Consider the following 20,554-nt stretch of genomic DNA (forward strand, 5'->3'; position numbering starts at 1 on the left):
TAAGTGGTTTTCTGTCCGTAAAACTAACTTTTTTTGCCGAAAAGCCCGAGGTGGGCTGTCGGATATTGGCCATCTGAACTGGGGCAGAAGGTATGGAAGGTTGGCCGTTGGGTAGTAGCTTTGTTGTCGGAGGTGCCCCATCGGTTGGGTACCGGCCTACCCAATACAACGCACTAGTACATGTCGCCCCAGGAGCAGATAAATGGGCTAACAGACCAGCTCAATTATTACAATCACCAATACTACCAGAACAGCGTGTCGGAAGTGGACGATTTTACGTTCGACCGGATGCTGGAGCAGTTAACGGCTCTCGAAGCCCAATATCCCGAATTTAAACGCCCCGACTCGCCTACTAACCGGGTGGGTGGTGGTATCAGCAAGGAGTTTGCTACGGTGTATCACCGGTTTCCGATGCTCTCGCTTGGTAACACCTATTCCGAAGCCGAACTGGTTGAGTTTGACAATCGGGTTCGGCGTGGCCTCGACGGACAGACGTTTGAATACGTTTGTGAGCTGAAGTTCGACGGCGTGGCCCTGAGTATGACCTACGAAAATGGGGTGCTGGTGCAAGGTGCCACCCGGGGCGACGGTGTTCGGGGCGACGACATCACGGCTAACATTCGTACTATCCGTACCCTGCCGCTTCGGGTGAGCGACCGCATGGGGCAAAGCCCGGAAGCATCTACACCGGTGCCCGCCTTGTTTGAAGTTCGGGGGGAGGGGTTCTTGCCTATCGCCGAGTTTGAACGGATCAATAAAGAACGTGAGGATATTGGAGAGCCTCTGTTGGCTAACCCCCGTAATGCGGCTTCAGGTACGTTTAAGCAACAGGATTCCCGGATTGTGGCCCAGCGCCGGTTAGACTGTTATCTGTACTCATTTCTGGCCGACGAGGAGGTGTTCAAAACCCATGAGGAAAGCCTCATTGCGCTCAAAGGCTGGGGCTTCAATGTGTCGCCAACGTGGCGGAAGTGTGCCGATATTCGGGAGGTGATGCAGTTTATCAACGACTGGGATACCAAACGATTCGAGCTGCCATTGGCTACCGATGGCATTGTTATTAAGGTGAATAGCTACGCTCAGCAGCGCGAGTTGGGCTACACGGCCAAAAGTCCCCGCTGGGCAATTGCTTTTAAATACAAGGCGATGGCCGCCAGTACAACGCTCAACCACGTTACCTATCAGGTAGGGCGCACGGGGGCCGTTACGCCGGTGGCTAATCTGACTCCGGTATTGCTGGCGGGTACGGTGGTCAAACGGGCGTCGTTACACAATGCCAATGAAATCGAACGATTAGGGGTTCAGTTGGGCGACACGGTATTTGTAGAAAAGGGCGGAGAGATTATTCCGAAAGTTACTGGTGTTGACCTGACCAAGCGCACCGATGCCGTGCGGCCCATTATTTACCCAACTAACTGCCCCGCCTGCCAAACCCCGTTGGTGCGTATGGAAGACGAACGGGGGGGCGTTCAGGCTCATTTCTACTGCCCCAACGAGAAAGGATGCCCTCCGCAGCGGCAGGCCCGGTTCGAGCATTTCATTCAGCGACGGGCTATGAATATCGAGAGCCTGGGCGAAGGAAAAATTGAGTTGCTTATTGAGCGGGGGCTGGTGCAATCGCCCGCCGATTTGTATGAGCTGACGACCGAAAAGCTGCTCGGACTCGAAAAAACCTACCCGGCCACATCCAGTTTGCCCGACGATGGTTCGGGGCGGTCCCCGGCAGAGGAACCTGGCAAAGCCCGCACCGTGAAATTTGGTCAGAAAACCGTCGACAATATCCTGAAAGCGGTGGAACGATCGCGGGAGCAACCGTTTACCAATGTGCTGTTTGCACTTGGCATCCGGTACGTAGGGGCAACAACGGCCGAAAAACTGGTTGACTATTTCGGGACCATGGACGCGCTGATGGCTGCTCCGCTGGAGGTGCTGATAACGGTGCCGGAGGTAGGGCCCCGGATTGCCCAAAGCGTGGCCAAATGGTTTGCCGACCCCGACAATCGGGACTACGTGGAACGGTTGCGGGCGGCTGGGCTTCAGTTTGTGGGTGAGCGCAAAGTAGTAGAGGTGCGCAGTGATCGGCTTACTGGTAAAACCTTCCTTTACACGGGCACGTTTGCCAACTTCAGCCGCGAGCAGCTCGAAGCCGAGATTGCCGCACACGGAGGCAAGCTGGTAAGTGGCGTTTCAAAAAAACTGAACTTCCTTATTGTGGGCGAAAATGCGGGTCCCTCGAAGGTAAGTAAGGCCGAAAGCCTTAACGTTCCGATGATTAGTGAGGACGAGTTCATGGCGATGTTGACGTAATTGACGTAACTTTGTGATAATACGGCTGGGGTGGCCCGGTTCAGGTCGGAGCCATCTTTGCACAACTAAATCTGATTGATGAACAATCGCTTTCACGGTGTCGGAGTGGCTATCGTCACGCCATTTCACGCCGACCATTCTATTGATTTTGACGGCTTTGGCCGTCTGATTCAGCACGTCTCAGACGGAGGAGTGCGCTACATCGTGCTGCAAGGCACAACCGGCGAGTCGCCGACGGTGACGAAAGCGGAAAAGAAACAGTTGTTGCAGTACCTGAAGGAGAATAATCCGAAACAGCTGCCCATCGTGTACGGGGTAGGGGGAAATGTGACGCCCGACGTTGTGAACACGCTTAAAGAAACTGACCTCGAAGGCGTTGACGCCATCCTGTCGGTTTGTCCATATTACAATAAACCGGGTCAGCGGGGGGTGATCGAACACTTCACCCGTGTGGCCGATGCCTCGCCGGTACCCGTAATTCTGTATAACATTCCGCCCCGGACCGGCATCAACATGACCGCCGAGACCGTTTGTACGCTGGCCCAGCACCCCAACATCATCGGAGTAAAGGAGGCTTCGTGCATTATTGAGCAGTGCATGGAAATTGCCCGCGACAAGCCGGAAGATTTCCTCCTTATCTCGGGCGACGATGTGCAGGCTGTGCCCATCATCAGTATCGGGGGCGTGGGCGTGATGTCGGTTATTGCCAACGCTTTACCAGCCCGGTTCAGCGCTCTCGTCGATGCTGCCTTGCACGGTGATTTCGCTTTTGCGTCGAAAGAACTGGGTCATTTCCTGCGTATCGATCCCCTGTTATACGAAGAAGGCAACCCAGTTGGGGTGAAAAACATCCTTGAAATTATGGGCCTCATTGAGGGGCATGTTCGGTTGCCGTTGATGAAAGCATCGGATAGCCTGAGCGAGCGGCAGCGGGCCGTGCTTCAGCAGGATCACCTGCTCGAACTGGTCGCGTAAGTAATAGAGCGATTGAGCGAGTTTCCAAAGAGTGAGACAAGTACCCCGAGATTTAATGTGCACGACTTGTGCACGACTCGTTGAATGGCCGCCAAAATTTTTAAGCCCCCAGCGGAGCGTAACAACCCAAGTGGTTTCTGTTACGCCCTGCTGGGGGCTTTTGCTGTCAAAATGTGCTTTCGAGCGCTGGTCGACGAGTAGTTGGTGGGCAGGCTTAGGAAGGATGAGGTAAGCGAAACAAGTAGTTGCAGGCTTTCCTAACTTTTTACACAAGATCACCACATGTACGTCGATCAACCGACTACCCCCTTTACAACATACCGTATGAGAAGGTTAAAGGCAGGGGCTTCCCTGATTTGTTTTTTTCTATTCACTCTTCTGGTTTCCAAACCCGTTACCGCCCAGACCAATTCGCCATCGGCGGCTCCGTTTACCCTCAAAAAAGGTGACCGCGTGGTGTTTGTAGGCAATTCCCTCTTTGAAAACGACGTTCAGTACGGGTATCTGGAACTGGCCCTGACCACCCGCTGGCCCGACAAAGAGGTTACGTTTCGGAACATTGGCTGGACCGGCGACAACGTGTACGGTGTAGCCCGCAGCACTATTACCAACCCGCCCACGGCCTACGAACTACTCATGGAACACCTGACCAAGGCGCAGCCGACGGTTGTGTTTATTGGTTACGGCAACATTGAAGCGCAGGAGGGCGAAGCCGGTTTGCCCCGGTTTGTTGAAGGCTTGAATAAACTGGTGGATAAGGTAGACCAACTGGGGGCGCAGGCAGTGCTGCTGTCGACGATTCCGGTGTTGTCTGACTCTATTCCCAACCGGGCTGAGTACAACGCCATGTTGCAGCGATACGCCGGGGCAATTGCCAAAATAGCCACCGACCGGGGCAAACGGTACGTTGATCTGTTCGGTCCGTTGGCGGCTATCCCCGACAAGCGAACCATCACCGAAAACGGTATCCACCTGAACGAAGCAGGCTACTACCGACTGGCCACCCTACTCGAAGACCGGCTGGGCCTACCCGCGCGAAATGAGGCCATTCAGGTAACGGTGGGTAAGGCTTCGGTCGATGCGTCGGGGCCGGTGCGGGCGGCAACCGCTGACCCAAAAGCCGAGCGGATTCAGTTTACCGTAGATGAACGCCTGTTGCCACTGCCCAAACCCACCGACCCGCAGGCTGTGCCCGAAAAAGGGAATGTTCTGACCGTGAAGGGCTTGAGAAAAGGCTATTACACCCTCCATATTGACAAGGCCGAGGTCGTGACGGCATCGGCCAATGATTGGGCCAATGGCGTCGAAATTCGGCAGGGAAGCAGCGTAGAACAGGCCCGCGACCTGCGTCACCTGATCAATAAAAAGAACGAGCTGTTTTACTTTCAGTACCGGCCGCTCAACACCACGTATATTCTCGGCTTTCGCTCGTACGAGCAGGGCCGGCACGTGAAAGGACTCGAAGAGCAGAACTTTATTATCCGGTGGCTTGAAAGTCAGATTTCGCTTACCCGCACCCCCAAACCAAGAGTTTATCAACTTACCCTTTTGAAGTAAACCGAACGTGATGAAAACAAGCTGGTTTCCCAAGCCCCTCTCAACCCTGTTGAGCGTCCCGGTTTTTCTGATTCTTACCGCCACCGTTCATCAGGAGAATCTGACCGATATTCCGAAGCCCGACATCAAGCGCGAACTCGAATCGTTTAAGATTGCCGATGGTTTCGAGGTTACGCTTTTTGCCGCCGACCCGCTCGTGGCCAAGCCCATTCAGATGAACTGGGATGCCGACGGGCGGTTGTGGGTTGTGAGTAGCACAGCCTACCCGCACCTTAAAACCGGCGAAGAGGCCAACGATAAAATCTTTGTACTCGAAGATACCGATGGCGACGGCAAGGCCGACAAGTCGACCATTTTTGCCGAAGGGCTGCTCACCCCCACGGGTATTTTGCCCGGCGACGGGGGCGTGTACGTAGCCAATTCGACCGAAATTCTGCACTTTGCCGATACCGACGGCGATGGTAAAGCCGACCAACGACGTCGGATTGTGAACGGTTTTGGAACGGCCGATACCCACCACCTCATTCATACGTTCCGCTGGGGTCCCGAAGGGCTACTGTATTTCAATCAGTCAATTTACATCTACAGCCACGTCGAAACTCCCTCGGGGATCAAGCGGCTCGAAGGCGGTGGGGTTTGGCAGATGAACCCCAAAAAGCGCGAGCTTGATGTGTATGCCAAAGGGCTTGTGAACCCCTGGGGGCTGCAATTCGATAAATGGGGGCAGTCGTTTTTGACCGACGGTGCCGGGGGCGAAGGGATCAACTACGCGTTTCCCGGTGCTACGTTTGTTACCGCACCCGGTGCGGCCCGTATTTTGCGCGGCCTGAACCCAGGGCAGCCCAAACACTCCGGGCTCGAAGTGGTGTCGGGGCGGCACATGCCCGATTCGTGGCAGGGTACGCTCGTTACCAATGATTTTCGGGCGAACCGAATCAACCGGTTTAAACTCGAAGAGCAGGGGAGCGGCTATGCCTCGCGGCAGCTCGACGATTTGCTCTGGACGGATAACGTAGCGTTCCGGCCCGTTGATATTTCGGTAGGTCCCGACGGAGCCATCTACGTAGCCGACTGGTACAACCCAATTATTCAGCACGGTGAGGTTGATTTTCACGATCCCCGGCGCGACCAGGAGCATGGTCGTATCTGGCGTATTGTGGCTAAAAACCGGCCTTTGGTGAAAAAGCCCCCCCTGAGCAAAGCGTCGGTGAGTGAGTTGCTCGACATGCTCAAACTTCCCGAAGACTGGACCCGCCTACAGGCCAAACAGGTGCTCAAAGCACGTGGCGCTGCCGAGTTAATCCCGGCCCTGCGGCAATGGGTGGATGGGCTGGATAAAAATCACCCTGACCATGAGCACCACCTGCTCGAAGCACTCTGGACGTACCAAACGCTCGAAGTGGCCAATGAACCGTTGTTGTTGCGGCTCCTGAACGCGCAAAACCACCGGGCGCGGGCTGCGGCCCTGCGTGCCTTGCAGGTATGGCCGGGTAAGGTTGCCAATGTACCCGCCCTGCTTACGAAGGCGGTGGCCGATCCGCACCCACAGGTTCGGCTCGAAGCGGTGATTGCCCTGCGACAGATAAAAACTCCCGAAGCGGTGCGGACGGCTCTGGCGGCATTGGATAAACCAATGGATGAGTTTCTGGATTTTGCGCTCTGGCAAACCGTTCGCGAAGGAGAGACGTACTGGGCTCCCCGGCTAAAAACGGATGCCGACTTTTTCGGGTCACCCCAGAAAACGGTTTTCGCCCTCAAATCGGTGAGTAGCCCCGAGGCCGTAGCGCAATTGGCCCGGATGTACGGTCAAAATCAGGTGCCTGCCGAGTACCAGAAAGATGTGCTGGCCTCCCTGGCAAAATTTGGTAAACCCGCCGATCTGTCGGTGGTATTCGACAAGGCGTTGCAGCAAACAGCGGACTCGAAAACGGTGGCTGCCCAGTTGGGCGCGTTGGAAGAGGCCGCCCGCCGGGGCGAAAAACCATCGGGTAACAACGCCCGGCTAACCGGTTTGATGAATAGCGACGACGAAGCGGTGGCTGCCAGTGCCGTTCGGCTGCTGGGCCTGTGGAAGATGGAAGACCAAACCACTACGCTCACGGCTCTGGCTCGTAAAGACGATAAAACGTTGCGTAAAGCGGCTCTCAGCTCACTGGCCGCCATGAATAGCGACGTTGCCCGCCAAGCCCTGGCCGATATGACCGGTGCCAAAAATCCGGTCGAGCTGCGGCTGGCGGCAGCGGCTCAACTGGCTGTTGCTAATCCGGCTGAGGCTGCCCCAATAGCGGGCAACCTGCTGCGTACCTTACCCGCCGACACCGACGTGACCGATTTGTTTAGGGCGTTTCTGGTGCACAAACAGGGGGCTCGTATGCTGGCTGAAGAACTTACGGCCCGCAAGGTTCCGGCCGCTCTGGCTACGGTGGGTCGACAGGCAATGCAGCGCCATGTGCCCTGGAATCGGCGCGGTGATGAAACCGTGGCGCAGCTCATTAAGGCAATTGAGGCATCGGGCGGGGTATTACCGGCCGAAAAAATGCCGCAGGAGCTGAGTGCGTCAGATATTGCGGCCATGGCGAAAGTGGTGAAAGAAACCGCCGACCCGGTCAAAGGTGAGATGGTGTACCGGCGTGCGGGTTTGGCCTGTCAGTCGTGCCATGCCATTGGTGGGGCTGGCGGGCGCATTGGCCCCGACCTGAGTAGCCTTGGTACCAGCTCACCGGCCGAAACCATTATTCGCTCGATTCTGTACCCCAGCCAGTCCATTAAAGAAGGATATGAATTGCAGCGGGTGGCCAAAAAAGACGGCTCCGAGCTGATGGGGTATCTGGTCAGCAACGGCACCTCCGATATTGTTCTGCGCGACGTAACGGGGGCTGAGGTATCAGTTCCGAAAAGCCAGATCAACGTGATTGAGAAAGTGCCGGGCTCGCTCATGCCTGCCGGACTGACGGCTACTCTGGACAAAGAGGAGTTTATGAATCTGGTGAGTTTTCTGACCAAAATGGGTGAATCCGGGCAGTTCCGCGTGCCCAATACGCGGTTTGTGCGTCGGTGGAGCACGGTAGCGCCTTCGCCCGAATTGAGCCGTAAACTCCGCGACGAAGGGCTGGGTTATCTGGTCCGTGACAATGCCAAACTGGCCGCTCAACCAATCTACAGCACCGTAGCGGGCTCGGTTCCCGTGGCCGAGTTACCTGTTATTGAACTGGCTGGTGGGCGTCGGCACAGTGTGGTCCGGTTCGACCTGGAGGTGCTGACCAAAGGCAATGTGAATCTGGACCTGAGCACAACGGCTGGCCTGACCGCCTGGGTGGGCAACCGTCCCCTCAAACTGACCGACCGGGGCACCCTGCTCGAACTACCCGCGGGTATGCATACCGTGACCCTTGCCATCGACCGGAATCTGCAAAAGGAGGGCATGTTCAATGTGCAGCTCGGCGAGGCCGACAAAGCGCCCGCCCAAACCCGATTAGTAATGGGACGTTGATGAGTGAATGTACAATAGACGTATAATGGATAATGTACAATGCAAAATAGGGAGTAGGTTATTAACTTGACTGTCAAACTATTAATTGTTCATTGTTCATTGTATTCTAACTCGGTACTTATCTGCTTTCAAAACGGCAACGCCCCCGGTAACCAATTTGGTCTGCCGGGGGCGTTGCCGTTTTGAAAGAGATGTGGTATTTACACATTCCACCAGTAGGTCAGCTTGAATACGAGCGCCCGGTTTTTGACCCGAAAATTTTCGGGCAGGTAATTGTCGGTGTACACGATGAACAAGTCAGACGCGGGCTTGTACCGCCATTGCACGCGGGTGTTGAGGTTTACGTTCTTGGCTTGCTCATTATACTGCATAAAGGCTGTGACAAAAAGCGTGTTGGTCATCGTCAGATCAAGCCGGGGACCTACCAGCCAGAACGTCGTCAGGCCAGATAGGTTGGGCAGATCAATGCGGTTGTAGCTGGAAGTGAGGGCGAGGCTGGCGTAAGGCTGAATCCGGTAGGCCATGTCGGTGGTAATGTTCAGGCGGGTGCCGCCATCGTAAAAGCCGCCGTACCGGGTCGAAAAGCCGTAGGTGAACATGCTTTGTGGCCGTGACACAAACTCGGTTCCCCAGGCCCGCCAGTAGTGAAGCGTACCGGTGCCTAACCGGGCTTTGCCGCTGTTGGTGGGGTCGAGGTCGGCCAGGAGTCGTACAAAATTGGAGGCTACCCAGCCTGCAAAGGTGCTTTTGTTTCGGAATTGCAGACCGTATAAAATGTAGTGCTCGTTGTCGAGTTGCCGATCCAGCTTCGTGTTCATAAACACGGTGGTGTTGAGCTGAGGGCCGTGGCTCAGAATGCTGCCACCTTTCGGAAAAAAGAGATAGCCAATCTGGGCGTTGAACTTCTGGTAGCCGCGCCGAGGTACGTATCCCACCTCAGGGTTGTAGTTGGTACCAACGTACTCGTACTGACCGTTGATGAGCCATTTGCGGTTATTGTACTGGAGGTTGCCCGCCATAACGCCATTGTCGGGTTGGCTGTTGGGCGAAAACGATTTCAGGTACAGGGCCTTACCCGTCCAGAGATTATTAGCCGATGCCAGGTTGTATTCGAGCCCCAGATTGCGGTTGTATTGCGAATAGCTGGGGAAGTTCTCCCGAGGCTCGTAGTTCATCGACTGCTTATTAATCATCAGTAGCCCCACATTTGAGCGGGCGGCTACACGCCGTTGCAGAGCCGCTACCGTGAAGTTCTGCCGGGGCAGGTTTACATCGTCGACTTCGCCCGTTTGCATGTGCATGACCCCAATTCGCCAGTCCTTGTTCAGCTTGCCACTCAGGCGGGCGCCGTACCGGATGGGAACGCCCAACCCGATCCGACGGCTGAAAAACGGCCGGATATTGGTATAGCCGAAGTTGGCAAACAGATCACCGTTTTCGAGAAAAAATTGCCGCCGTTCGGGGAAAAACAGTTCGAATCGGTCGAGGTTGGTCACTTGCCGGTCTACCTCCACCTGCGAAAAGTCGGGGTTCACCGTCAGGTCCAGATTGAGCGACGAGGTCAGAGCCACTTTGGCGTCGCCCCCAATGGTAGCTTCTGGGGCCGGCCGACCAGTTTTTGAAAAATCGCGGGCAGTAGAGCCCAGCACGTACGGAATCACCGAAATGTTCGGCCCGGCCTGCGGAGGTGCCTGGTCCCACACGAGGGTGCCTGTGTAAGCGAGTGATGCCGTCGGAAACTGCCGGGGAATAGGTGTCCACGACGATTTTTCGGTGCTTGTCAGGTCTTGCCGGCTAAAGTTGACACCCCATCGGGTAACGCCTTTTTTGTACCGGATGGTCTTGAACGGGATCGCTACTTCGAACACGTACCGGTCGGGGTAGTTGCGTACCACCGAGTACCACTTGTTGTCCCAGCTGGTATTGATTTTGGCCCCTTCAAACATGAGGCCGTCCCATTGTGCCCCTACGGCGTTGGCCCCGAAACTAAACCCATTAGTCTGGTCATCGAACGTATCCAGAAACAGGAGAAAATTGTCATTTTTACCAAAATTCCAGTCCCGTCGGAGCGATTCGACTACGTAGGGCTGATTTTCGGGGTGGTAGCAAATGGCCACCATGTACAGGTTATTGTCGTCGTAAGCCATCCGAACATCGGTGCGGATTCGGGCCCGGCTGGTGTCCATCGGGAGCACCATGTAAAAGTCCGTAGCAAGCTGTGCACTCTGCCAGGCAGCTTCGTCGGCGGCTCCGTCGATCCGAATCGGCGAGGTGGCTCTGGAAATATGGTACTGAAAAGCGTCGTTCTTTTTTTGACCCCAGGCCGGTAACGATAGCCAGCCCAGGCACACTAGTAGCAGTAAACGATTCACGAAATAGTCTGTAAGTGGTTTTGTAAGTGGGTAAGCCGGTTGCGTTCAGCACGCATTTGGCCGCTACAAAGGTCGTCGCTAAATCCCTATAGACAAAAACAAAAGGTAACCTCATCATACTGATAAGGTCACCTGTGAAGAAGCTAAAAAAAGTGAATGGCCCGGTACGGGCTGGTAGGAGAGTCTGTTTACAGAGCTTGCCCAAACGTAAGCAGGTTACTGTCGGGATCGAGTACCGAAAACTCTTTTTGATGCCACGGCTTTACGGCCAATGCACCGTTAGGATGAATCGGGGTTCCGTTTTGCACCAGCGACTGATAAACCGCATCGATATGGCTCGTGCGGATGTAAACCTGCCCATAGTTCTGATGCGGGTCAAGGTCGGGGAAATGGAAAAAGTGAATTTCCACCTCATCCCGGTACAGTATCAGGTAATCCGGGTAGTTACCACCCACCGTAAAGCCCAATTGATTTACGTAAAACGCCTGCGTGACCTGCTTGTCGCGCATGGGCAATTTAGGGTGAATGGCGCTGAACATGGTTCGTTATGCTTCAATGGAGGGTTGTACGGGTGCGCCTTCGCCCTGCGTACTGGGCTTACGACCCCGGTTGCGGTTGCGCCGACGCGGCTTTTTGGCCTCTCCCTCGGTTGTTCCAACGGCTGGGTTAGCTACGACTTCGCCCTCAACAGCTCCGCTTGCCTGAGCGGCAACGGTACCTTCTGGGCGGGGTGTGCCGGGTTTGCCATCGCGACCACCGCGTTTGCGATTGCGGTTTTTGGGGCGGGGGGTATCGGCATTCGCCTGTGCTTCGGGGCGGGGGGCTTCGGAGCGGGGCGATTCGTTACGTTCAGGTCGGCGGTCGTTTCGTTTGCCAGACTTGGGTCGGTCGTTGCGGCCGCGCTCACCGGGTCGTTCACCACCGTTTTCCGAGGGGGCGGGGCCGAGGCCCAGTTCTTCGGTGATGGCTCGTTTTTCAAGCTTTTTGTCGAGAAGCCGCTCGATTTTCCGCACCCGCTGCATATCCATCTCATTGACGAACGTGATGGCAGTGCCGGTATTTTCGGCGCGGGCGGTGCGGCCAATCCGGTGTACGTAGTCTTCGGCATCGCGTGGTACATCGTAGTTCACCACGTGGCTCAGACTGTCAATATCGATACCGCGTGAAAGTACATCGGTAGCGACCAGAATCGGGAATTGCTTGTTTTTGAAGCCCCGCAGCACTTTTTCGCGTTCGTCCTGCTCAATATCCGACGAGATACCGTGGGCTTCGTAGCCCAGTTTCGTCAGGGCGCGCACAATGGGGTTCACCTCCGACTTACGCGAGGTAAACAGTACCATGCTTTGGGCGTTGGCTTGCTGAATGAGGTGCATCAGCAGGGGGAGTTTCTGGTGGTCTTTAGCCAGATAGAACTGCTGGTCAATTTTCTCGGCTGGTTTCGAAACCGCCAGTGTAATCTCGTCGGGATTCGTCAGCAGCTTCTTCGCAAACTCCCGAATTTTGCCGGGCATGGTGGCCGAAAACATGAGCGTTTGCCGGTTTTTTGGCAATTCGCGCACAATTTTCAGAATATCGTCGGAAAAGCCCATGTCGAGCATTTTGTCGGCTTCGTCGAGTACCAGATAATTCAGCTGGTCGAACTTCACGTAGCCCAGCTGCATATGCGCCATCAAACGGCCCGGTGTAGCAATAATAATATCAGCACCAGTCGTAAGGGCATTGCGTTGCTGATCCCAGTTTTCACCTTTGCCACCGCCATAGAGCGCAATGCTCGTGGCCGACACAAAATAGGCAAACCCCTCGACCTGCTCGTCGATCTGTTTAGCCAGTTCACGGGTGGGGACCAGAATAAGCGTACTGGTGTGCTGATGCCCGGCATGCGAGATTTTGTCGAGCAGTGGAATGAGGTAAGCGGCTGTTTTGCCGGTACCGGTTTGTGCGCAGGCGATCAGGTCCTTGCCCTCGATGATCTTGGGAATGGCCATCTGCTGAATCGGGGTGGCCTGCTGATAATTCATGGCGTCGACGCCCGTCAGTACGTCGTCGTGGAGGTTAAAGTCGTGAAAGGTCACGTGCAGAGAAATAAAATGTGAATGCAACTGCAACTGACCTTTGGTTCCCGGCCAGTTTACCGCTTAATTTTTCAAATATACAATTCCTTAACCGGAATATCCACATTATCGTTCGAGTGGCAGTCAGGCATCAGAAGGGGGTAATCTGTTTAACCATAAACTTTGTTTACCGTACATTCAATTTGTTTTGCTGCGCTACCCCTCAACCACCAATTTTCGCTTACTAACTCACCATCCGACGAGAAACCGTTTTTCTCGTTCTTACTTACCTTTTCCCCATGAAACACTTACTACCATTTTTGGGCTTGCTACTTAGCTCGGCTATGGCCTGGGCTCAACCCACGCAAACGCTGCGCGGTCGGGTTGTCGACCGGGAATCGAAGTACCCTTTGTTCGGCGCGACCGTTCAACTGCTTGATAAAGCCAATAAACCCACCACCGGCACTACGGTCGATACGCTTGGGCGGTTCCGGTTGCCCAATGTGCCGGTTGGTCGGCAAACAGTGCTCGTTACGCTCATCGGCTATAAAAATGCCCTGTTGAACAACATTGTCGTGGATGCTGGTCGCGAGACTATTCTGGATGTGGAGCTCGACGAAGCCATAAACGAACTCGCAACCGTGACCGTGAAAGCGCAACGCACGGGCGATGCTAAAAACGAGATGGCCCTGGTGTCGGCCCGGCAGTTTACGGTTGATGAGGCCGACCGGTACGCGGGGAGCCGGGGCGAACCCGCCCGGATGGCGTCGAACTTTGCCGGGGTACAGGGGGCCGACGACTCGCGCAACGACATCGTGATTCGGGGTAATTCGCCCAGCGGAGTACTCTGGCGGGTCGAGGGAATCAGTATTCCAAACCCCAATCACTTTGCCATACCGGGTACGTCGGGCGGGCCGGTGAGCATTATTCGCAACAACACCCTCGCCAACTCCGACTTTTTTACGGGGGCTTTCCCGGCCGAATTCGGTAACGGTATTGCCGGGGTATTCGACCTGAAACTACGTAATGGTAACAACGAGCGGCATCAGCGGTCGCTTCAGTTCGGTTTTCTCGGAACCGAAGCAATGGCGGAGGGGCCACTCTCGCGCAAGTCGGGCGCGTCGTACCTGGTTACGTACCGGTACGCCAACCTGTGGTTGTTCAACAAAATAGGCATCGATATTGGCACGCAGGCTGTCCCGACGTATCAGGATGCATCGTTTCGGTTTAGTTTTCCGCTCAAAGGGCGCGACGGTGCCCCCGGTGGGCGGCTTTCATTCTGGGGCTTTGGCGGTACCAGTACGGTTGATATTCTGGTCAGTGAGCAGTCGGTGTCGGATCGGAATATTTTCGGTCAGAACGACCGCGATCAGTACTACACCTCGCGCATGTTTGTGTCGGGTCTGACGTTTGAAAAGCCACTCAGCCGCCAAACGTTCCTCAAGGCGACGGTAGCTGCGTCGGGTACAGTGCAGGATGCCAACCACAACTATCTTTTTTTGCGGAATGGCCCCGACGGTAAGCCTGCCGTGCAAAACGACCGCTTTGTGATTGATCGGATTGCCCCCATTCTCGATTACCGCTTTGCCGATACCAAGGCGTCGGTATCGCTTGCGTTGACCCATAAATTCAACGCCCGTAGCTCGCTCAAGGCGGGCCTGAACGCAGACACGTACTTTTTCAACCTCTACGATAGCGTGCGGGTAGTGGTTACCCGGCCGGGTGTGGTGGCCGAATTACGGCCCTGGCAACCTCGCTGGGATACCCGTACAACGGCTCTGCTGCTGCAACCGTTTGTACAGTGGCGCACCAATCTGACCGAAAAACTGACCCTAAGTGCCGGGCTGACGAGTACCATTTTTACCCTGAACAAAAACAGTGTATCGCCGGTGGAGCCCCGGGCTGGGCTGGTGTACGAGCTGCCTAACCGCCAGAAATTGAGCGTGGCCGTGGGCCTACATAGCCAGATGATGCCAACGTACGCGTATTTCTACCAGACGCCCGACCTTACGTCGTCGTTCTGGCCCACGCCCATGAGAGAGCTGAACCGCGAGATAGGGCTTACCAAAAGCTGGCATTACGTGGCTGCTTACGACCGTCTGTTGGGCCGCAACATGCGTCTGAAGCTGGAAGCCTACTACCAGCATTTGTTCAATGTGCCGGTGGAGGAAGGGCGCACTTCGTTTTCGATTCTGAACACCGGGGCGGGTTTTACACGTGTGTTTCCACAGAAACTCTACAACGGTGGCACCGGGCGCAACTACGGGGTTGAGCTGACGCTCGAAAAATTCTTCAGCAACAGTTATTACTTTCTTGTGACGGGGTCGCTGTTTGATGCCCGCTACCGGGGTTCCGACGGAGTGTTGCGGAATACTGATTTCAACGGGCGCTACGCTTTCAACGCGCTGGTGGCCAAAGAGTTTACGTTTGAACGTGGGCAGGGCAAGCGGAATAGTCTGAATGTAGGGGCCAAATACACGGCTGTGGGTGGGCGTTGGTACGGCCCGGTCGATGAGGCCGCGTCGCAACTGGCGCAGGAGATTCTGTTCAAGGATGCGACCCGCAATACGCTTCAGTTTGCGCCGTATCGTCGGTTCGACATTAAGGTCGATTATAAAATGAACCGAATGAACGCCCGGGGTGGCCGCCTGACGCACACCATTGCCGTGGATCTGGTTAACATTCTGGGTATCGAGAATTTACTGTCGCTCAGCTACGCGCCCCAGCCCGATGGCTCGTTTATCAAGCAGGAGTATCAATTGGGCTTTCTGCCGGTGTTTTACTACCGAATCGATTTTTAGGTTTTCTTTGAGCCCGATTCACAGCCAGCGTCGACCCGCAACGCCCGTCGGCGCTGGCTGTCTGGTTTAGTCTTCGTTTGTGTTATGAAAAAAAGCGTCCTTACTCTGAGCCTGATGGCCGTTCTGGCTGCCTGCGGCCGTTCCGAAACCGCCCAAACTGACAGTGCATCCACCACCCCGGCCGACTCGGTGACGGCAGCAGCCCCGGCCAAGCCCGAAAACTGCAAGTCGGTGGTTGAGCCGGCCAAACTGGGTAAAGCCGACGAATACCAGGAGTCGGGCAAAGACCTGAAAGTGACGTTGACGCTCAACCAGGCCGACAACACAACGCCGGGGCCCGATGGGTGTTACTTTAATAATTTGGTTGATGTGACAGCTACCCGTAAATCGGGGAAACCGGTTTTTCGACGCACCCTGATTAAAGAAGATTTGGGCTACTTCTCCGAGAGCGACGCCGTGATTGAAAAGGGAGTGCTGCAATCAGTGCAGTATAAACCGACCTTCAACAGCCAGAAGTATGTAAGCCTGACCATGCGCCTGCGCGACCCTGAAACCGCCCAAACCACCGATTTTACGGTGTATATGAACTATAACGGCGAGATTTTACGGGTAAAATAGTGTGAAGGGTGGCACGCACTAAGCGTGCCACCCTTCACACTCCATTAAAAGCCAATATCGAGCACCAGAGGTTCTATCTGAAACTCGCCCGTATTGAGGGCGTAGGTTGCCCGCGCTCCTACCTCAAACGGCAACCGGAACCGCAGCACGTTAAACACAAACGAAAGGTCGGCCCCGACGGTTGCGAGGTTTCGGCGTCGGTTCTCGAAGCGTAATAACTGCCCGTTCTGATTCACAACCGCTACCTGCACATCGCCCTGGGCGGCATCGTAAAATCCGGCCGCTTTGATGCGCTGAATGTAGGCCAGCCGCCCGATGTTCCAGTGGGTGTCGGCCACGGGGAATCGGTATTCGGCCCCGCCCACCCAAAGTTTGTCGAAACTGGTGTACAGTTGCCCGCGCGGGTAGAACGTAGCCGGGCTAAACCGGTAGGTGTCCTGAAACTGTTGCTGGTAGCCACCCCGCAAGCGTAGCGAGTGATGCTTGATAAGGCCGGGGAAAAACAGGTTACTCTGGAGGCTGAGCTGTTCGGCCCGCAAGGCCCCGCCAAAGGGCGTTGTACGCCAGGTCAGGTTCAGGGCTTGCCCCCAGGGGGGCGCTACATCGCGCTTGTTTTGTTTCAGGAGCCGTTGGTACGTGAGCCCGTAACTGAGCGCGTTGAGTACGCGGGCTCCCCCAACCTCATTGAGTGGCCGGGCAGGCAGGTCGTAGCCCGATACCTGAATCAGGTTGTACTGCGCCGAAAGGGTCAGGCTCTGCCGGTATTTTGTTTGGGTGAGCTGAAACGGTAGTCGGATACCGGCCGTAAGCTGATTGTAGTTCCAGGTGTCGGAACGCAGGCTGTCGAGCGGAAGCCGCCGGTCCACGTAAACACTTGTCTGGTTACGGCCCGACTGAAACGACAGGTCAAATACCGGAAACAGACCCTGGTAGCTGGCATTGGCAAAAAAAGCGCCGGTTCGTTCGGCCTGATTGTACAGAAAACCCGTGGAGAGCTGCGTGGTGGCCAGCAAATCGCGCGAGTCGATGCCGAGCGTCAATTCCTGCCCTGTCGACGAGAAAATAGGTCCCCAGCCGTAGATATTCAGCGCGTGTGGCAACCGCCGAAACCGCGAAACCGGGAAGGGGGCCGGTAGCGGTGCCGAGTCGCTCAGGGCAACGCGAGCCTGCGCCACACCGGGCTCCTGCGCTACGAGCGGGCCAAAATACCGTACAGTTCGGTCGTCTACTTCGGTGGCGGGTGCCCAGCTTTCCGGATTCAGCGGCATCTCCTGCACGCGGTGTCCGTCGGCCGAAAAATCATGAAAAGCCATTTGTTTGCCGTTGGGCGAAATAGCCGCGTGGTAGGCTCCCAATGGCCGCGATGTGACCTGGTAAGTGCGTCCGTTACGTGTGTCGACGGCGTAAATATTGTCGATGCCCGACTGGGGCGAGTTGTACAGGACGTATGGCCCCCAGGGTTGGGGGTGACTGATGTTGCGGTTCAGTTCGGGTAGCAGGTCGGTACGTTGGCCTGTGACGGGGTCGATACGCTGAATCGTTTTGCGGCCGTCGCGGAGGGCCACGGCGATGATGGATTTACTGTCGTCGGTCCAGCGGGGGTGGAGGTAAAAATAGTCGAACGGGTTGTGCAGCGTTTGCTTCACCCGGCCTGTCTCGGCGTCGAGCACGAGTAGTCGGGTTTTGTAGTCGGCGGTATGTTCAACGGCGGCAATGCTAAAACCATCGGGCGAGAGGGCCACGGCCGTGTAGCGGGTTTGGCTTGTCAGGCGGGTTTGGCGGCCGGTGGTCAGGTCGAGTGAGCGGAGTTCCGACCAGACTTTCTGACCCCAGCGGGGGTGGTACCGAAATTCCACCCATACAGCCCGCCCGGCATTGACCGACAGCATATCGGGGTCGTTGTACAGACCGAGGGTAAATACCTTTTTCTCCGTACCGTTGCGCCGAAGCAACACCAGCTGGGCAATGTCGCCTAATCCTGTTTTCAAAGCCAGAAGGGTGCTATCCGATACATACTGCGGATTCTGGTAATTGGTAAACACCCGTTTTTCGGGCCGTACGGGCAGGGGCGTGGCCCGCGTTAGCTTAAGCCCTTCCTGTTGTTTGGTCCAGGTTTCGGTCAGGTCGGTGAGGGTACGTTTGTACAGATTGTCGACGCGCGAGCCGGTTACCTTTTTTACACTACCTGAGAACGAAAACGGCCACGGAAACCGGTGATAGTATTCGTTGAGGACCCGGCTCCAGCCATCGGCCCCGTTTTCGCGCCGGAGGTTGGTGGTTAGCAGATAACCCAGTACATAGTGGTCGGGCACGTTGTCGCGAAACGAGCCCGCAACCGCCTTGTTGTAGCTAAACCGCCGACCGGCCAGCAGATTGGCCCGGAACCCCATGTCGAAGTTTGGAATCCGGCCACGTCCCGACCCACTCAGGGCTGTTTCGACGCCCACGGCATCGCCTTCCGAAAACCAGTCGGGTACGCCTAATGTCGCCAGGGCCAGCGCATTGTTGCCAAACAGGTAGTAGGCTGCTTTGCCAAATCCTTGCAGGGCTTTTTCGAACTGAACCACGTGGCGGTACTCATGCACCGTCAGGAGGTCGAGCCAGTCGTAGGTGCCAAGCAAAAACGGGTCTTGTGGGGGCGTGGTAAAAAACTCCGACCGCCGGGGCGTGAGGGTCACAAACCCGTTGCTGATGGTCGTCTGGTTTTGGAGCAGCAGCGGCAGTCGACGCGGGCGTTTGCCGAGGGTTGCGCTGACGGGCTCGTACACGCCTTCGAGCCGGTGCGCGGTTCGTTGGGCAGGTTTCTCAAATCCTTCGGGGTACAAAACCGAGAAGTGCGGGGTGCGAATACGGTACCAGCGCAACTGGGCCGGTGTTTGTTCGAGGATAGGAAGCGTTTGTGCCGTAGCCGAAGCAAACGATAAAGCCGCCAAAAGGGGCAGCACGCGGGTTTTGAGCGACATAACGCTAAGTAACAAAGAAAACCAATTGCCCGTATCGTACAGGTTTGTGGTTTGTCGTTTTTGGTTTATTGAGGTTGTGGTTCATCGTTTTCGGCAGTGAGCCATGTATGACTCACGTTGGCGTTTCTTCTGTAGGCGGGCCGCTCTCAACGGTAAAATCTGTTTGGGCAGGGCATTGGCTGACCCGTTTGGGGACATTGGATAAAAAAAGGGGCCGTACGCTGGTCGGGTCTGTCTGTTTGGTGGTCTTTACGGTTGCAAAGTTAGGTTGCCAGTGCGAGGGCGTAAGCGTGCCGCAAGCGGGCAACCATTGTCTCACCCCAACACTACCATGAAAGCACTTTCGTTGAGCCAGGTAAATACCCGGCTGGCTTTTGCCGTTTTAGCCATTGGAATATTGTATCTCGGTCGGCCATTTCTGGTGCCCCTAGCCTTTGCCGGCATTCTGTCGTTACTCTTTATGCCGGTAAGTAACTGGCTCGAACGCCGGGGCATCGGCCGAATTTGGGCCACACTCTTGTGCGTGCTGCTGTTTTTGCTTTTGATTGGGTCATTTGTCGGGGTTATTTATGCGCAGGCCGCCAGTTTTTCGAAAGATTGGCCGCAGATTCAAACCAAGCTGACTACCGGTATCGAGCAGGCACAAGCCTGGATTCAGCAGCAGTTTGGCGTGAGTAGGCAACGGCAGCTACAGGCGCTCAAAGAAGGGGTTTCCAAACTGTCGAGTACATCGAGCGGGTCACTGTTGGCCGTTTTTGGTGGCTTATCGGGATTCCTGACGGGGCTGGTGCTGGTGGTGTTGTACCTCTTTTTCCTGCTCTGGAAGCGCGAAAAATACAGGGATTTCATCCTGAAACTGGCCTCGCCCGAAAATCGGCCGTCGGTCAATGATGCCCTGAGTCAGATCAGCAGCGTATCCGCGCAGTACCTGAGTGGTCGTCTGGTTTCAATGGGATTTTTGGCCCTGTTTTACAGCATTGGGCTTTCAATAGTCGGTGTCGAAAACGCCATTCTGATGAGTCTGGTTGCCGTGATTCCCACGCTGATTCCGTACATCGGGGCGTTTGTTGGAGGGGCTTTCCCGTTGTTTATGGCGTTGGTAAGTGGCTCGCCCGATATGCTTTTGCCAACGCTCGCGGTGCTCGTGTCGGCGCAGATTATCGACAACAACATCATCGAGCCGCTGGTAATGGGCGCACAGCTCGACCTAAGTCCGATTTTTACCATCATCGCCATTGTGCTGGGTGAGCTGATCTGGGGTGTTCCGGGTATGATCCTGTTCGAGCCCCTGTTTGCGGTAATTCGGATTGTATGCGCGCATATTCCGCAACTGCACCCATATGCTTTTCTGCTCGAAAATGAGGTCGAAGAGCCGAGTTGGGTCAAGGCCGTCAAGAAAAAAATGGGCTGATCTGCTCAC

General features: G+C 55.6%; 11 protein-coding genes. 7 read left to right on the plus strand and 4 right to left on the minus strand.

Annotation, left to right across the window (positions count from 1 at the left end; genetic code table 11):
* The first annotated feature begins 180 nt into the window (after window positions 1–180).
* The 4 genes from ligA to F5984_RS20995 all read left to right on the plus strand — a co-directional run bounded on the left by ligA (window position 181) and on the right by F5984_RS20995 (window position 8,329).
* A complete protein-coding gene (ligA, locus tag F5984_RS20980) occupies window positions 181–2,307 on the plus strand; it encodes an NAD-dependent DNA ligase LigA (protein ID WP_152126181.1) in 2,127 nt (708 codons plus the stop codon).
* 78 nt (window positions 2,308–2,385) lie between these two features.
* A complete protein-coding gene (gene dapA, locus F5984_RS20985; RefSeq protein WP_152126182.1) occupies window positions 2,386–3,282 on the plus strand; it encodes a 4-hydroxy-tetrahydrodipicolinate synthase in 897 nt (298 codons plus the stop codon).
* Between the two features lie 324 nt (window positions 3,283–3,606).
* Window positions 3,607–4,839: a GDSL-type esterase/lipase family protein gene (locus F5984_RS20990; protein WP_246169215.1), complete on the plus strand. Its 1,233-nt coding sequence runs from the start codon at window positions 3,607–3,609 to the stop codon at window positions 4,837–4,839.
* Window positions 4,840–4,849: 10 nt separating this feature from the next.
* The gene (locus tag F5984_RS20995; RefSeq protein WP_152126183.1) at window positions 4,850–8,329 is read left to right on the plus strand and encodes a PVC-type heme-binding CxxCH protein; all 3,480 of its coding nucleotides are present in this window, start codon (window positions 4,850–4,852) and stop codon (window positions 8,327–8,329) included.
* 200 nt (window positions 8,330–8,529) lie between these two features.
* Here F5984_RS20995 and F5984_RS21000 read toward each other — a convergent pair whose 3' ends face one another.
* The 3 genes from F5984_RS21000 to F5984_RS21010 form a co-directional block, all read right to left on the minus strand.
* Window positions 8,530–10,701 (minus strand): carbohydrate binding family 9 domain-containing protein, encoded by a 2,172-nt coding sequence (locus tag F5984_RS21000; protein WP_152126184.1) that lies wholly within the window; start codon window positions 10,699–10,701, stop codon window positions 8,530–8,532.
* Between the two features lie 188 nt (window positions 10,702–10,889).
* On the minus strand, window positions 10,890–11,240 hold the full coding sequence (locus tag F5984_RS21005; protein ID WP_152126185.1) for a bleomycin resistance protein: 351 nt from the start codon (window positions 11,238–11,240) through the stop codon (window positions 10,890–10,892).
* 6 nt (window positions 11,241–11,246) lie between these two features.
* Window positions 11,247–12,719 carry a DEAD/DEAH box helicase gene (locus F5984_RS21010; protein ID WP_394367444.1) on the minus strand — a complete coding sequence of 491 codons (1,473 nt, stop codon included), beginning with the start codon at window positions 12,717–12,719 and terminating at the stop codon, window positions 11,247–11,249.
* Between the two features lie 332 nt (window positions 12,720–13,051).
* Between F5984_RS21010 and F5984_RS21015 the strand changes: the two genes are divergently transcribed.
* Together F5984_RS21015 and F5984_RS21020 are read left to right on the plus strand one after the other, a co-directional pair.
* A complete protein-coding gene (locus F5984_RS21015; RefSeq protein ID WP_152126187.1) occupies window positions 13,052–15,553 on the plus strand; it encodes a TonB-dependent receptor in 2,502 nt (833 codons plus the stop codon).
* Between the two features lie 84 nt (window positions 15,554–15,637).
* Complete coding sequence (locus F5984_RS21020; RefSeq protein WP_152126188.1) at window positions 15,638–16,171, plus strand: hypothetical protein; 534 nt, start codon at window positions 15,638–15,640, stop codon at window positions 16,169–16,171.
* Window positions 16,172–16,215: 44 nt separating this feature from the next.
* On the opposite strand, the gene F5984_RS21025 is transcribed toward F5984_RS21020, so the two are convergent.
* Window positions 16,216–19,134 carry a hypothetical protein gene (locus tag F5984_RS21025; RefSeq protein WP_152126189.1) on the minus strand — a complete coding sequence of 973 codons (2,919 nt, stop codon included), beginning with the start codon at window positions 19,132–19,134 and terminating at the stop codon, window positions 16,216–16,218.
* 331 nt (window positions 19,135–19,465) lie between these two features.
* On the opposite strand from F5984_RS21025, the gene F5984_RS21030 reads away from it, so the two are divergent.
* The gene (locus F5984_RS21030) at window positions 19,466–20,545 is read left to right on the plus strand and encodes an AI-2E family transporter (RefSeq protein ID WP_152126190.1); all 1,080 of its coding nucleotides are present in this window, start codon (window positions 19,466–19,468) and stop codon (window positions 20,543–20,545) included.
* Window positions 20,546–20,554: the final 9 nt, after the last annotated feature.

This window comes from Rudanella paleaurantiibacter, from assembly GCF_009184635.1.
In the GTDB taxonomy this organism is placed as follows: Bacteria; Bacteroidota; Bacteroidia; order Cytophagales; family Spirosomataceae; genus Rudanella; species Rudanella paleaurantiibacter.